This is a genomic window from uncultured Caldilinea sp. (assembly GCF_937128415.1).
Lineage (GTDB): Bacteria > Chloroflexota > Anaerolineae > Caldilineales > Caldilineaceae > Caldilinea.
The window spans coordinates 1-13331 of record NZ_CAKZMJ010000019.1; the positions used below are offsets into that span (position 1 = coordinate 1).

Annotated in this window: 12 protein-coding genes and 1 pseudogene; 6 read left to right on the forward strand and 7 right to left on the reverse strand. The window is 61.8% G+C overall.

The genetic code is table 11. The features are described from left to right. A pseudogene (locus Q0367_RS02270) lies at positions 1-417 on the forward strand (hypothetical protein); the annotation flags it as partial. A 43-nt stretch (positions 418-460) separates the two neighbouring features. Here Q0367_RS02270 and Q0367_RS02275 read toward each other — a convergent pair. Beyond that, positions 461-1399, reverse strand: a complete 939-nt coding sequence (locus Q0367_RS02275) for a tyrosine-type recombinase/integrase (protein WP_297641365.1) — start codon at positions 1397-1399, stop codon at positions 461-463. A gap of 465 nt (positions 1400-1864) precedes the next feature. On the opposite strand from Q0367_RS02275, the gene Q0367_RS02280 reads away from it, so the two are divergent. The 3 genes from Q0367_RS02280 to Q0367_RS02290 all read left to right on the forward strand — a co-directional run bounded on the left by Q0367_RS02280 (position 1865) and on the right by Q0367_RS02290 (position 5156). After that, entirely contained in the window at positions 1865-2077 is a 213-nt protein-coding gene (locus Q0367_RS02280; protein WP_297641364.1) for a hypothetical protein, read from the forward strand. A gap of 350 nt (positions 2078-2427) precedes the next feature. After that, positions 2428-3924, forward strand: coding sequence for a hypothetical protein (locus Q0367_RS02285; protein WP_297641363.1), 1497 nt, complete (start codon positions 2428-2430; stop codon positions 3922-3924). 20 nt (positions 3925-3944) lie between these two features. Continuing rightward, positions 3945-5156: a zinc-binding dehydrogenase gene (locus tag Q0367_RS02290; RefSeq protein ID WP_297641361.1), complete on the forward strand. Its 1212-nt coding sequence runs from the start codon at positions 3945-3947 to the stop codon at positions 5154-5156. A 21-nt stretch (positions 5157-5177) separates the two neighbouring features. Here Q0367_RS02290 and Q0367_RS02295 read toward each other — a convergent pair whose 3' ends face one another. From Q0367_RS02295 to Q0367_RS02310, 4 genes are read right to left on the reverse strand one after another with little or no spacing between them, the layout of a single operon-like run. Then, positions 5178-6149: an N-acetylglucosamine kinase gene (locus Q0367_RS02295; protein ID WP_297641360.1), complete on the reverse strand. Its 972-nt coding sequence runs from the start codon at positions 6147-6149 to the stop codon at positions 5178-5180. 1 nt (position 6150) lies between these two features. Further along, positions 6151-7974 carry a class I mannose-6-phosphate isomerase gene (locus tag Q0367_RS02300; RefSeq protein ID WP_298980781.1) on the reverse strand — a complete coding sequence of 608 codons (1824 nt, stop codon included), beginning with the start codon at positions 7972-7974 and terminating at the stop codon, positions 6151-6153. Next, positions 7971-8363, reverse strand: coding sequence for a phosphomannose isomerase type II C-terminal cupin domain (locus Q0367_RS02305; RefSeq protein ID WP_297641357.1), 393 nt, complete (start codon positions 8361-8363; stop codon positions 7971-7973). The genes Q0367_RS02300 and Q0367_RS02305 overlap by 4 nt, the downstream gene beginning before the upstream one ends. Beyond that, positions 8360-8968 (reverse strand): glucose-6-phosphate isomerase family protein, encoded by a 609-nt coding sequence (locus tag Q0367_RS02310; RefSeq protein ID WP_297641355.1) that lies wholly within the window; start codon positions 8966-8968, stop codon positions 8360-8362. Before Q0367_RS02310 ends, Q0367_RS02305 begins: the two co-directional genes overlap by 4 nt. 264 nt (positions 8969-9232) lie before the next feature. Between Q0367_RS02310 and Q0367_RS02315 the strand changes: the two genes are divergently transcribed. Both Q0367_RS02315 and Q0367_RS02320 read left to right on the forward strand, forming a co-directional pair. Beyond that, the gene (locus Q0367_RS02315; protein WP_297641353.1) at positions 9233-10012 is read left to right on the forward strand and encodes a DeoR/GlpR family DNA-binding transcription regulator; all 780 of its coding nucleotides are present in this window, start codon (positions 9233-9235) and stop codon (positions 10010-10012) included. Positions 10013-10287: 275 nt separating this feature from the next. Continuing rightward, positions 10288-10551 (forward strand): acyl-CoA-binding protein, encoded by a 264-nt coding sequence (locus Q0367_RS02320; protein ID WP_297641351.1) that lies wholly within the window; start codon positions 10288-10290, stop codon positions 10549-10551. An 11-nt stretch (positions 10552-10562) separates the two neighbouring features. Here the strand turns inward: Q0367_RS02320 and Q0367_RS02325 are convergent, their stop codons facing one another. Continuing rightward, entirely contained in the window at positions 10563-11894 is a 1332-nt protein-coding gene (locus Q0367_RS02325; RefSeq protein WP_297641350.1) for a DUF58 domain-containing protein, read from the reverse strand. Between the two features lie 23 nt (positions 11895-11917). Then, the gene (locus Q0367_RS02330; RefSeq protein ID WP_297641348.1) at positions 11918-13015 is read right to left on the reverse strand and encodes a peptidoglycan DD-metalloendopeptidase family protein; all 1098 of its coding nucleotides are present in this window, start codon (positions 13013-13015) and stop codon (positions 11918-11920) included. Between the last annotated feature and the right edge of the window lie 316 nt (positions 13016-13331).

A 13331-nucleotide genomic window follows, 5' to 3' on the forward strand; every position in this document is an offset into this window, starting at 1 on the left:
GGCGACATCGTGCGCGTGCTGGTGAACGGCGCAATCGCCGCCGCTGCGTTCGTCGACCCACAGGGGCGCTGGCAGCTCGAGGTGACGCTGCCGGAGAGCGGCGAGGTCGAAGTGCGGGTGGAGAGCGTCACGCTGCTGGGCGAGGTGCGCGCGGCGGCGCCGCCGCTGCGGCTCACCATCCCGACTCCGACGCCGACAAGCTCACCGACCCCCACTGCAGAACTGGAAACGAGGGCGTCAGGAGAGGAGCAACCCGGTGAGGCCAAGGGCGTCGAGGTGGAAGTTGCAGCCCCTCTCGACAGGCTGCCGCCCACAGGGATCGATTTCAACAGCTATCCGGCGCAGATTGTCGTAGTTGTCGTCCTCAGCGTTCTCGGTCTGTTTGTATTGAACGATCGGCGTAAAGGGGTGAAGTAGGGCCGAAAGACGTCTCCGCCCTACTTTCAAACCAGAAGATTGGTTAGTACAGATGATCGGTCAATCCAGGCTCCAGTTCGTCCAGGATATAATGGCGCGCTGTGGTCTCGAGTCGTTTGTGGCCGAGCGCCTTCTGCGCCATGCGCAGGTTGGTGCGCGCCAGCTGCGTCCCGACGAAACGGCGAAAATCATGCGGCTTGACGTCGCTCAGACCGGCCTCCGCCGCATATTTGCGCACCACGCGCCAGATCGCCACGGCTGACATCGGACGCTCCGAAGCTCGCTCTCCTCGGCCGTCGAAGGCTGTGAAAATGTAATCGCTCTGAACCGGCCGCGCCGCCAGCCAGCGCTGGATATGGGCGTGCGCCTCCCGGCTGAGCGGCGCCTCGCGAAATTCTACGTCGTTTTTGCCGCGCACCCATAGGACAAAACCGCCGCCCTTAGAGCGGATGTGCTGTTGTTTAAGCGTCGCCACTTCGCTGACGCGCAGCCCACTGCTTGCCAGCGTCGCCAGCAGGGCGGCGTCGCGCAGACCGATCAGGCGCTCCATTTCTGGCGCACCGCACACGGTTCGCATAGCAACAGGCTCAATGCGAGTGCGAGCGTTCTCCTTGATTCGCTCCTTCAGTGCAGCCACCTTCACGCCGGAAACATCCTCAAAAGCCGCCGCCGCCTCGTGCGAGATGTATCCTTGCGCCGCCGCCTCTCGCATCACGCGCTTGACCGCACTCAACATTCGGTTGATGGTGTTGGGACTCATCTCCGTCTCCTGGGCAAGATGCGTGCGCCAACGCGCCAGGGTGGCGGCGTCAAGCAGGGCGTCAAGGCTGCCGGCAAATTTCGCATAGGCCACAAAGTCCCGCTGATACATGGCGATGCTTGAAGGCGCCAGTTGTCCGGCGAGCAGCGTAGCGTCGAAGGGGTGCAGAGCAACTTCGTCGGACTTCTCTATCGAGCAGGGCGATGCAATGAGTTCGTTCATATGAAAATCTCCTTCAAATTTTTTAATTAATCTAATTGAAGCACATTCAGGTCAGCTTGTCAACAGAAAAAATCGAATAAAAAATAATAAAAACAAGATAAATTGACATAAAAATTAGTCATTATTAAAAATAAAATCTAAATTTCCTGTGCATCTTGATTTCTCTGAGAGCTTCTCAAATTGGGGGAAAGCGCATCGGGTGAAAGGAGCGCTTCCGGGGCCGCCCTGAGCGTTGCTTTTGCGTCATGTTTGGTCCGATTTGTGACTGAATTGTGTCAAGAAGTCCGAAGCAGAAGACGGTAAGATCGGGGCAGAGATCGTTTACAAGGACCGCATTCGTAGAATCGCGAAAAAGCGCATTTGCTATGCGAAGTTGTCAAACTGGCGCCCTTGCGCCGCCAGTTTGCTCAATAAAAGGGTCATTTAATTAAGCTATTTTGCAGATCGAATCAGGAGCATTGAACGATGATGCAATCCAACCAACGGCAAAATCAGAACAACGCCAAACGGCATCATCTTTCAACACACACGCCAACCGCCGGGCGCACCCTCCACGCCCAGGATTTCACCTGGGAGTTCGGCTGGTCCTTCGATGGCTTCGACTGGATGGGGAAGAACGAGGCGCAACCATCCAAAGAGATCACACTACTGGACAAAGCGCTGGCATTGGCGGGATAGCGCTTCCCACACCTGGTTTCTAGGGCCCGCAGACCGCTTACGTCTCATCTGCCAGGAAATTCCAGGTTTCCTGGCAGATGGCGGGCAATGGATTTAGTTTCCCCTTGTTTTGCAGCGCACCCCTCTCGTGCTATAATTTTTTCACCATTTTCTTTTCGTGCAGAAATCTTATCCCAGATCCGTTTCAACGATTGTCGCAACGCACACATCTTGCTTGCCCTGCCAGCGTCGCTGCGAGCGAGGCAAAATCAGCTCTCGTGCCGCCTCAATGGTCGCCTGTCCCTCCCGGCCCATATTCTCGTTGCGAAGCCTGGCAGTTTGTAACCACAAGTCACCACGGAGGGGGAAATATGATTCGCACATCTTCGTTGACTTCTAAACAACAGGTGCATCCCTGGTTGCGCCCGGTTCACGTGGCTGTGGTCGCATCTCATACGTCTCCCTTGCTCGACAACGCCCTTTCCAGGTTGCTGGATGCATTTCGCGCCGGTGGTCATCTGGTTCAGGAGGCGCCCGATGAGACCACCGATTTGTTGATCGCGTCTGCGCCGTTTGGACGCCCACTCCCCTGGCGAGAGGCGGTGCTGTTTACTGCGCGACGACGTTTCGGTTTGAATCGCGTTCCCACCGTGCTCACGCTCGTTCACGCGCTTCCTGACGAATTCCATCGCCTGCTCGATCAGCTAAGACGCATCCTGCGCAGATCTTCCCCTGATCCGACGGATTTTGCCTTTGAGGGGTTGTCCCCCTCAGCCTTCGAGGTGCTCGTTGAGCAAGGAAAACGCGGCGGGCCGATTCTGGCGCTGGAGCGCATCGTGCAGGCGCAGGCCAAGAGCATTCGCGTGCTGCTGTTCGTAGGCGAGGATCATCCCGAAGAGGCCTATCTCTTCGATTTGGTGGGCGCTTATCCACGCTTGTTGCCCTCGGAGGGAGAGGCCTTTTACCACGACCTGGTCTTGCGCATCGCCACCGTGCTCAGCACCAGGCAGATCACCGAGCATGAGGTGGTGGGGGAGCCGATTCCCGCCGAGGAGTGGAGGTCGCTCGAGACGCCGCTCCACATGATCGAGGCTGCGCGCGAATTCGGTCTACGGCGCTTCTTCGATCCTGCGGTCAAGATCGCCGACCTGGTGGCCGTGCCGTCAATTGGAGAGGTGATCGCCGAACAGTACAGCGAAGGATGTTTCGCCACCTGGGAGCCGCGCCTGCCCGGTCTGATCTCAACCGTCACCGGCAGCGCACGTCCGGTGGATAAGGACAACATCACCGCCGATGACCTGGCCGTGATCGTGGGCATCCGCGACGATGGACGCGGCGCGCTGGTGCGCTGCGTGGAGGAACATCGCAACGATCCCCCTTCCTCGGAGGCGGTGGAGATGTTTCTTCTAGACCGATCGCTGCCTACAGTCTCGATCTCCATGAATGGAAGACACTACAAGGCGCCGGTCGTGCGTTCAAAGTTGCACGGGCATCGCGGCGTTGCAGCCTATCATCCCGATTTCGTAGAATTTGTTCCGCTGGACGAGCCGTACTATTTTTATCCCGTCTCCTGCGCCACCGAAGCCCAGGCGTATGGCATCTATCATGCGTTTTCGCGCGCCGAGTGTCTGCGTCATCCCGAGGATCCGCGGCAGGCGGCGTTTACGATTTTACCGGGACATGGCGTGATGATCGTCGAGAAATGGGCGCCCGGCAAGCGTCCTTTCCAGGTGCTGTGGGAATATATGGACGCCGGCTATCTGGAGATCGAACCGCGGGTGCCACAAGGCGCGTTGACCTTCGTCGCAGGCGCAGACGGACGGCGACATCTGCATGACCTTATGCCGGTTCCCTATGCCGAGCTATAGCTCTACCGGTGGAGCCTGCTATGCGCGCCATCTATGTAGACAAGCACATTCCGCGCGTCCTGCTCACCAAAGCCGTCACCCCGCTTTGGCCCGGGTTCGTCTGGACGCCCTTTTCGGCTGCGCGCGCCGCAGAGTTTCCCGATCCGCCGCTGCCGGGGCCTCGCTGGCTGCGCGTGCGCAATCTGGCCTGCGGAATCTGCGCCTCGGACCTCTCACTGCTCTTCGTCCACGCCGATCCGTCCATCGCCCCTGCGGCCCTGCCCGGCCTCTCCCGCTTCTGGCTCGGCCACGAGACGGTGTCCATCGTGACCGAAGTGGGGACGGGCGTCACTCGTTTTCGGCCAGGCGACCGCGTGCTGATGGATACGCATTTCGCCGGCGCCAACTGCGAAACGCTGGAGCTGGCGCCGAAATGTCGTTACTGTGCGCAGGGGGACTACCATTTTTGCGTCAACAAGTCAGAGCCCGGACCGCGCGGGATCGGCGGCGGCTTCGGCGACGCCTACATCACCCATGAGAGTGCGGTGTATCCGGCTCCACCCGACCTCGATTGCGATCAGGCGCTGTTGGTGGAGCCGCTCTCCATCGCCGTGCATGCGGTGATGCGCTTTCCGCCTCAGGTCGGCGACAAGGTGCTGGTGATCGGGGCGGGCATCATCGGCCTACTGGTGACCATGGTGGTGCACGCCCTTGCGCCGCAGGCCGAGATCACCGTGCTCGCCCGCCATCCGCATCAACAGCAAATGGCCGAGAAACTGGGCGCCAGGCGCATCCTCTCTCGCGCAGAGTACGGCGCCGTTGCTCGGATCACCGGCGGCAAACACTTCTCGGCACCGCTCAACCGAGGCGTAGTGATCGGCGGGTTTGATCTCATCTACGATTGCGTGGCCGATCCGCGCACGACCAATGACGCGCTGCGTTGGGTGCGGGCAGGCGGAACCGTGGTGATGATCGGCGCGCACATGGCGCCGATGCCTCGCATTGACCTGACGCCCGTCTGGTATCATCACGTCAACCTGGTCGGTTCTTACGGACACGGTATGAACGAGTGGAACGGCGAGCGTAAACACACCTACGAGTGGGTGTTTGACCTGTTTCGAGCGGGCCGGCTCGATATTGAAGGATTGATCACGCATCGCTTTCCACTGCGGGAGTACAAGGAGGCGATTCGCGTCGCCAGCGCCAAGGGGAAGCACAGGGCGATCAAGGTCGTGCTCGAACATGAAGGGTGAAAGTCGCCGGCTTCAAACGCATCACTTCTGTCTCGGTTCACCGAGTCGACGGCGAACCTTTTCATCTATCGTCACGCCCGCCCCTTGCAACGCCAACAGACAGGCCCCTAACACCGGCGGCAGCTCCGGCGCGACGATGCGCACCAGCGGCAGCAGTCCCGCCAGCGCTTTCCGAAAGGGCGCCGTCACCGGCTCGCCGGCGCGCCAGAGGCCGCCAACCAGCGTCACTTCGCAGGGGGCGGCGCCCCACCCCAGATGACGCGCCACCGCCGCCACCATCTGCGCCAGCTCCTGGGCGCCCTGCCAGAGCAATTGCTGCGCCATCGCATCGCCTGCTTCGGCTGCAGCGATAACCAACGGGGCAAAGGCGGCGATCTCCGCCTTGGTGACGCCTTGCGTGTAAAGGCGATAGTGGATGTCGGTCATCTCCTGCAAGCCAAGCTGACGCTGCACCGGCTCCAGCAGTGCAGTCTGCCAGCGACCGTCGTAAGCGCCCATCGCCAGTCGGATGGCGTTCCAGCCTAACCAGTAGCTGCTCCCTTCGTCGGAGATGAGATGGCCCCAGCCGCCGGCCTGCCAGCGCTCGCCCTGGGCGTTGACGCCGAAGCAGGAGGAGCCGGTGCCGGCGATCAGCGCAATGCCGGGACGGCCGGAGAGGCCGCCCGCCAGCGCAATGCGAATGTCGTGATCGACCTCGACGCAGTCGCCGAGCCGGAGCCGATGTGCGATGTCCCGCACGATCGCCCGATCCGCCTCCGAGACAACGCCGGCCATGCCGAAAAAGACGCCGTCGAACGGCGCAGCGGGCAGCCCGACCTGCCGACGCGCCGCTTCCACCGCTTCACCGATGGCGAGCAAGGCGCGCTCTGCACCGGCGCTGTCGATGCCGGAGCCGCCAGCCTGGCCGACGCCGAGCACGCGCCCTGTCTCGTCGCAGATGGCGGCCTCGGTCTTGGTGCCGCCGCCGTCGATCCCAAGAAAGATGCGCGCCATCTTATGCAACCACCCCCTCCACCCATTGCGAACGCGGCTTGACGAAGGCTTGAACCACCTGCACTTCATCGCCTTCTTCGCTGACAAGGCGATACGCGCCGGCCGCAGCCGGCACGACGAACGTTTCAGCGTAGTGGAAGCGCCGTCGCACGCCGGCCGCCGTCTCCACCAGGACGCTGCGCCCTTCGACCAGGCTAAGCACGTGGCACGACCCCTCGGTGCGCACGTCCACTGCGCAGCGCAGATGATAGCGATGCACGTCGTAAAAGTGGTGCGGATGCGTGGGCAAATGGATCAATCGCCAGCCGGGGCCGCTCGACAGCGTGCAAGGCTTGGAAATTAGCTCGGCCTGCACGCGCGCGCCTTTGCGGTCGAAGTAGAGATTCTCGAAGGCGCGTTCGATGTTGAGCGGTCGCGGCCGTCCATCCAGGTCAAGGCGCATCCAGTCATACATCTTGAAGGTGAAAATGTAGGGCGTAGCGCTGATTTCCAGCACCAGGTTGTTGACGCCCGAGCAGTGGATCGTGCCGTTCGGAATCAGCAACAGATCATGTTTGCGCACCGGGTGCGACTGCACGAAGCGGTCCACATCCACCGGCGCGGCGTGACGATAGCTGTGCTCCAGCGCAGCGCGGAATTCGCCTGGATTGATGTCTTCTTGAAAACCTAAATAGCAGCGCGCACCGGGCGTGCAGTCCAGGATGTAGTAGGTCTCATCTTGCGTGAAGGTTTCGCCGAAGTGTTTGCGGATGTAAGCGGGCCGCGGGTGACATTGCACCGACAGGTTGCCGCCTTCAAAGGTGTCGAGAAAATCGAAGCGGATCGGGAACTCGTAGCCGAAGGCGGCTGCGCTCTCGCCCGTAATGTCATAGGGATTGCGGTGCATCAGGAAGTCAAACGAGACCTCGAGCAGCCAGCCGTCGCTCTCGAAGACCAGGCCGTTTTCGGGGGAGATCAGCTCAAAGGACCAGGCGTAGTTGGGGACATCCTGCGCCAGCTGCGGCATGCGTCGGCGAATCCATTGCCCGCCCCACGGCCCCGGCTCGAACCACGGGCGCACGCGGAAGACGTTGTTCGCCAGCAGGTCGAGCCCGCGGCGCAGCGCGTCCCCGCGGGCGAAGGTGATGGCGTCCGGTCGCTGGCCGTCGACGATCCAGTCGATGCGTTCATACAGGGCCAGTTTATGACGATTGGCTGCGATCCAGTCCACAAAGTAGCTGCGCTTGTAGGCGGGCTTGGGGTCGAGCGGCTCCGCTGCGCCCAGGCAGGTCACACTGCGTGCGCGCTGGCGAAATTGAATTTCGTTCTTCGGCGCATCAACGTAGACCAGGACGCCCTGCCAGCCGCTCAGGGCCGCGCCGCAGCCATAGACGATGTTCAGGTCGGCGTCAGGATCAGGACGAAGCTGGTGCAACGCAGCGGCGTCGAAGAAGTCCTCCAGCCTGCCTGCAAAACGGAAGCCAAAGAGCGGATCGTCGCCGCCCAGGAAGGGCGCAATCAGCGCGTCGATGGCCTCCGGCGGCTTCATGGCATTTTTTATGTCAATCCAATGGGCGCGCACTCCCAGCCCATGCAGGGCGGCTGCAAGCCGCTCCCGGAAATCCTCCCAAAAGACGCCGGGATAGCCGTCGAGGATGACCTGACCGGCGGCGGCCAGTCGTTGCGCCAGCCTCTCGAAGCCGAACTCGATCTGGCCCTCGCCCAGGTCATGTGAAGGGTAGATGTCGTAGCGGCCGGCGACCTGTTCGCGACCGGCGGCGGAGACATGCGCCGGCATCAAAGATTGCGTCGTCTTGCGCCAGGGATTGGGCAGCGTCACGCTCATTCTCCTTCCTTGGGACGTTGATAATCGTCTTCGTAGCGAACGATGTCTGTCTGTCGCCAGTCGCCGAAAGCGACTTCCAGCACGCGCACCGTTGGCCCGCGGCTGGCAAGCCGGTGTCGAGTGTTGGCCGGGATCCAGATTTCGTCGCCAGGCTGGGGATGGAGTATCTCGTCGCCGACCTGCACCTCGCAACCTTCATCGAGCACGATCCACAGCTCGGCGCGGCCGGCGTGCGACTGCAAGCTGAGGCGCTGCCCCGGTTCGACGGTCATCAGACTGACGGTGACTGGCTCGTTGTGAGCGTATTGCTTAAACGATCCCCATGGCCTCACGGTGTAGCCGACGGTCGGCTTTTGCTCTGGAATTAAAGGCGTGGCCTGCTCGGTCATTGCGTTTGCGCCTCCAGTTCCCGTAGAAAAGCCGACCGCTCCATCACGACTGGTGCGCCGTTTTTCTCCACAACGACTATACGAAAATTGCGCTCGCCCATGGCGCCGTAGTCGTGGCCGGCCTCGCTGGGAAAAACGCCCCAGTAGACCAGCGGCTCCTCGCCGATGTTCACCGTGCGGTGAGCGGTCCAGCCCGGCACATAGACGACGGTGTTCGCTTCCAGCGGCGTCACGCGACACTCGCCCGTGCGTTCATCCTCCAGCACCATCAGCCCGCGCCCACGCAGGCCGATGTACACCTCAGCGGCCGGCCGCCAGGCGTGCAGATGTCCCCTGGTCATGAAATACTCGCGGCCGATCTTGCCCGGCATCAGCACGCCCAGCCCATAGTGCAGCTGCCCCGCCCCATGCTGGTCTTCGATGGAGGTCACTTGATAGAGCAGCGGATTTTCCTCTAGCCGCGCCCGGCACGCCGCCTGATCGGCGAAACTTGCGCAGAGATCGCGTAAATAGCGTCGCACCGGCGTCCGACCTGGAATGAAACCGTCCTTCGGCTCAAAGCGCAGGAACGCCTCCGGCCCTAATTCAGGGCAATGCTCTATCATCCGAAACGCCTTTCTCTCCTCGGCAGATTTGCCGACTTTCATCCTTGGCAAGAAATTATGTATTGAGAAATTTATTGCATAAATTACAGCAAGGAACAATGCTTGTCAAAGTCTATTCAGCTTTCATCATATTATATCGAAATATAACATATTTTTGGCGCCAACTGACCTTCTAGCCAGATTGATAGGCTTGACGTTGCCTTTGTTTAGTGTTATGTTTTGGTGTAATGAACTCTACAGCAAGATATGGGGAAAATTTCAACGATGTCAAAACTGCCTGCCGAATTGCGCAGAGAACAGATCGTGAATCTCGTCGAAGAGCGAGCCAGCGCCACCGCTGAGGAGCTGTGCAAAGCTTTTGGCGTCTCGCTGATGACGATCTGGCGCGATCTGGCTGCGCTCGAAGAGGATGGTCGCGTGCGACGCGTGCGCGGGGGCGTCGCACGCATAGAGCGGCGCACCGACGCCGAGCCGCTCTACGACAGCAAGCGCGTGCTCAACCTTGCGTTAAAAGAACGCATCGCCCGCTACGCCGCAGAGCACTTTGTGCGCAATGGGGACATCCTTTTTATGGAGGCCGGCACCACCGTGGCGGCGATGGTGAAATATCTGGCCGCCTACCAGCATCTCACCGTGATCGGCAACGGCCTGGGCACAATGAATGAGCTGGCGCGGCTGACGCCCGCCATCAACGTCTACTGCTGCGGTGGGATGTTGCGCCCTGTCGCCTACACCTTTGTCGGCCCGCAGGCGGAGGAGTACTTCCGGCATGTTCACGCCACAACCTGCTTCTTGAGCGCCACCGGCGTCACGCCGACTGAAGGGATCACCGACGTCAATCCGCTCGAGATCCAGGTCAAGCGCGCCATGGCCGCCAGCGCAGCGCGCGTGATCTTTTTGATGGACAGCACCAAGTTTGGCGTGCGTTCGTTGCAACAAGTGATCCCCCTGCAGAAAGTGGACGCGCTGATCACCGACGACGCTGCGCCCGCCGCCGACGTCGAGGCGCTGCGGGCGATGGGCATCGACGTGCATGTCGTCTGAGCGTCCCTTCACTCTGTGGGACTTGTGACAACGCCGCCGCTGTGCTAGCATAGCGCCAGCCATGGAACGCGGATGCACACGGATGTCACGGATTTTCACAGATCGACCCGTTTCAATCCGTCGCACCCGCGTCCATCCGTGTCCCAAGTCACAGGCAGCCATGGAACGCGGATGCACACGGATTTCACGGATTTTCACAGATCGACCCGTTTCAATCCGTCGCACCCGCGTCCATCCGCGTCCCATCTAACTCACCACACAACAGGAGCGATTTCATGTCCGACCTCAAGGCCCAGTTCGAGCAGGCGACGCGTGAATCAACCGAGCTGCCCTCCCGGCCCGACAACCAGACCCTGCTGCAGTTGTACGCCCTCTACAAACAGGCGACCGTCGGCGACGTCAACACCAAGCGCCCCGGCATGACCGATTTCGTCGGCCGCGCCAAATGGGACGCCTGGGAGAAGCTGAAAGGGATGACGGTCGAGGACGCTATGCGGGCGTACATCGACCTCGTCAATCAGCTCAAGGCGAAAGGGTGAGAGGTGGAGGCTCAGATCAGGAGCCTCTGCTTCATGGCCAGATAGCGGTCGATGACGGCGACGCTCAGCGCATCGGCGGGGACGTCAAGCGTCTGCACACCTTGGCGCCGCAGTTGGTCGAGCGCCAGACGACGCTCGGCGAGCACGCGCTCCGCCACCGTGCGTTCATAGAGAGACGCGCTGTCGACGATCGGCTGGCCGGCAAGACGATTGATCGTTGGATCGGCGACCGTCACCAGCAACGGCAGATGGCGACGCCGCAGTCGCGCCATCTGCGCCACCAGGCTTTCCGTCGTAACGCCGCCGGTCAGGTCGGTAAAGACGAGGACGAATCCGCGCTTGTGCTGGCGTGCAGCGAACTCGCCGAAGGCCGCAATGTAATCCGGCTCCACCGGCTCCCCTTGCACGGCGTAGAGCTGCTCCAGCAGGCGATGAAAGTGCGCCCTCCCCCCGCGTGGGGCGACATAGCTCAACACGGCATCGGCGAAAGTCAACAATCCCACGCGATCGCCCTTCTGCGTCGCCACATAGGCAAGCAAGAGCACGGCGTTGATGGCGTAGTCCATTTTGGCGACGTCGCCGACCGGGCTGCGCATCATGCGGCCGACGTCGAGCAGGACGTAAATGTTCTGGCTGCGCTCCGTCTCGTACTCGACGCTGATCGGCCTGCCGCGTCGCGCCGTCGCCTTCCAGTTGATGCGGCGGTGCTCGTCGTCGGGCGTATACTCGCGCAGGCGCTCGAACTCGTTGCCGACCCCGCGCAGCCGCGTCGCACGCAGCCCCATCTCCGCAAGTCGGTTGCGCCGTAGGAGTAGGTCATATTTGCGCACATCGACCAGGTTGGGATAGACCTTCACCGGCGCGGCGGCTGCGAAGCGCGCCTGCCGGCGCAGCAACCCCAGAGGCCCTTCCCAGCGCAGATAGAGGTCTCCAAAGGCGTAGTCGCCGCGGCGAGGCGGGTTGACGTGGTACGCCAGCTCGATCAGACCGTTCGGCGGTGCAACGCCTGTCAGCAGCGGCTCCGGACGGTCGAGGCGAAACGTGGGGGGCGGCGTGTCGCGCAGCCAGATCGGAACGGGGCGCAAGGTTGTGCGCCGCGAGGGGAGCAGCTCGATCACGATGCGGATGCGATTCTGTGCGGCCAGCGAAAGCCGGGCGTCATGGCGCCGCTCCAGGCGCCAATCGTTCGCCCTGGGCATCAGTTGCGCGTCGACGATCAGCAATGCGGCAGCGAGCAGCAGCCAGGCTCCGGCGGCCCAGAGCAGCGGTGGAAGCCAGCCCGAACCGGCGATCAAAGGCGCCGTCATCATCAAAAGCAGCCAGCTGCGCACGGTCAGTTGCATGGAATGGCGTCGTCCTTATCAAATTATGGTGCGGTCAGCAGTTCCAGCGGATTGGTGAGGCGACCGAAGTCGCGAATCTCGAAGTGGAGATGAGGGCCGGTGCTGTTGCCGGTCGAGCCGACCGTGCCGATCACCTGTCCTTGCCCCACGACTTCGCCTTCCCGCACGAAGATGCGGTCGAGGTGAGCGTAGAGCGTCACGTAATCGATTTGATGGTCGATGACCACGAAGCGGCCGTAGCCCTGGTTGTTCCAGCCGGCGCGAATCACGATCCCGCGATCGGCGGCGGTGACCGGCGTCCCCTGCGGCGCAGCAATGTCGATGGCGCGGTGGTCGAAGCGATAGCCCTGGCTCAGCCAGCCGTACACCGGCCAGGTGAAGCGCCCACTGCCGTAGGGCCAGTCCGCCGGGACGGGGCCGATGGGCGTCGTGGGCTTGCGGGACGCGCTCTTCTGGGCGAAGACGATGAAGGGCGAAGTGTCCACCGGCATGTTGAGCATGGTGAGCAGGAAGTCGAGGTCGGCGTCGGTCGCCGTTCGCCCTGGCGACACCATCAATGGCACGCGCAGGTGCGTGCGCGGGACGAGCGCCGCCTCTCCCTCGGCAGGGAGGCGATTCCAGGGGAGGCTGCGAATCTGCGCCGGGTCAACGCGATAGCGCGCCGCAATGGACTCGACCGTTTCTCCTGGCGCCACTTCATGGCAGAGGACGTTGGCGGGCGGCGCAAAGAGCACGTCGCCGATCACGAGCGGCTGCTCAACGGTGAAGGTCGGCGCAACGGCGCAGGGGACGTCCGTCAGGTCGAGGCCCATTTCCAGCGCAACGGAGAAAAGCGTGTCGCCCGGCTGCACGGTGTATGTGACAGGCGCGTCGCCGGCGAGGTGCAGGGTGCGCGCCATAAGCCGTGGAGCAGCGAAATCTGGTCCGGTGGGTGCAGGCGTCGGCGAGGGCAGCGCCAGGGGCGTGGGCGTCGGCGTGGAGACGTCCTCGGGCGCAACCACCGGCGCCTGTGCGCTGCCAACGCACGGCAAGGCCAGAGCTGCGGCCAACGCAAGCAGCGCAAGCGCCAGGAGTTTAGAGGAGGGAAAAGACGCAATGAAAAATTGTCTGAAAACTTGCAATGAACAGCTCCTCATCAGAGCGCCACCGGTTTATCGCCCACGATCCTGGATTAACCCCGCAAACGTCTAGATTTATGAGAAGATATTATCACGCACGGCAACAATTAAGAGAATTAATCTGGAAGCGCCGCCGCTAGGCCCTCACCCCCTACCCCCTCTCCCAGTGCCGGGAGAGGGGGAGAAGAAACGCTGCAAACCTCGCAATTGGGATTCACCGTAGATTCTCTCGTGAAAGTCAGGAGAGCAAGATTCAAGGAACAGGTTTGAGAGCGGTCTGGAAAGGTTGAGCGGAGCGAAAGACCGCCCATGCCCACAC

Coding starts and splice junctions, on each gene's coding strand:
- Q0367_RS02280 (WP_297641364.1), top strand. CDS start 1,865: ATGATGCAATCCAACCAACGGCAAAATCAGAACAACGCCAAACGGCAT.
- Q0367_RS02310 (WP_297641355.1), bottom strand. CDS start 8,968: ATGATAGAGCATTGCCCTGAATTAGGGCCGGAGGCGTTCCTGCGCTTT.
- Q0367_RS02325 (WP_297641350.1), bottom strand. CDS start 11,894: ATGCAACTGACCGTGCGCAGCTGGCTGCTTTTGATGATGACGGCGCCT.
- Q0367_RS02285 (WP_297641363.1), top strand. CDS start 2,428: ATGATTCGCACATCTTCGTTGACTTCTAAACAACAGGTGCATCCCTGG.
- Q0367_RS02315 (WP_297641353.1), top strand. CDS start 9,233: ATGTCAAAACTGCCTGCCGAATTGCGCAGAGAACAGATCGTGAATCTC.
- Q0367_RS02305 (WP_297641357.1), bottom strand. CDS start 8,363: ATGACCGAGCAGGCCACGCCTTTAATTCCAGAGCAAAAGCCGACCGTC.
- Q0367_RS02275 (WP_297641365.1), bottom strand. CDS start 1,399: ATGAACGAACTCATTGCATCGCCCTGCTCGATAGAGAAGTCCGACGAA.
- Q0367_RS02290 (WP_297641361.1), top strand. CDS start 3,945: ATGCGCGCCATCTATGTAGACAAGCACATTCCGCGCGTCCTGCTCACC.
- Q0367_RS02295 (WP_297641360.1), bottom strand. CDS start 6,149: ATGGCGCGCATCTTTCTTGGGATCGACGGCGGCGGCACCAAGACCGAG.
- Q0367_RS02320 (WP_297641351.1), top strand. CDS start 10,288: ATGTCCGACCTCAAGGCCCAGTTCGAGCAGGCGACGCGTGAATCAACC.
- Q0367_RS02300 (WP_298980781.1), bottom strand. CDS start 7,974: ATGAGCGTGACGCTGCCCAATCCCTGGCGCAAGACGACGCAATCTTTG.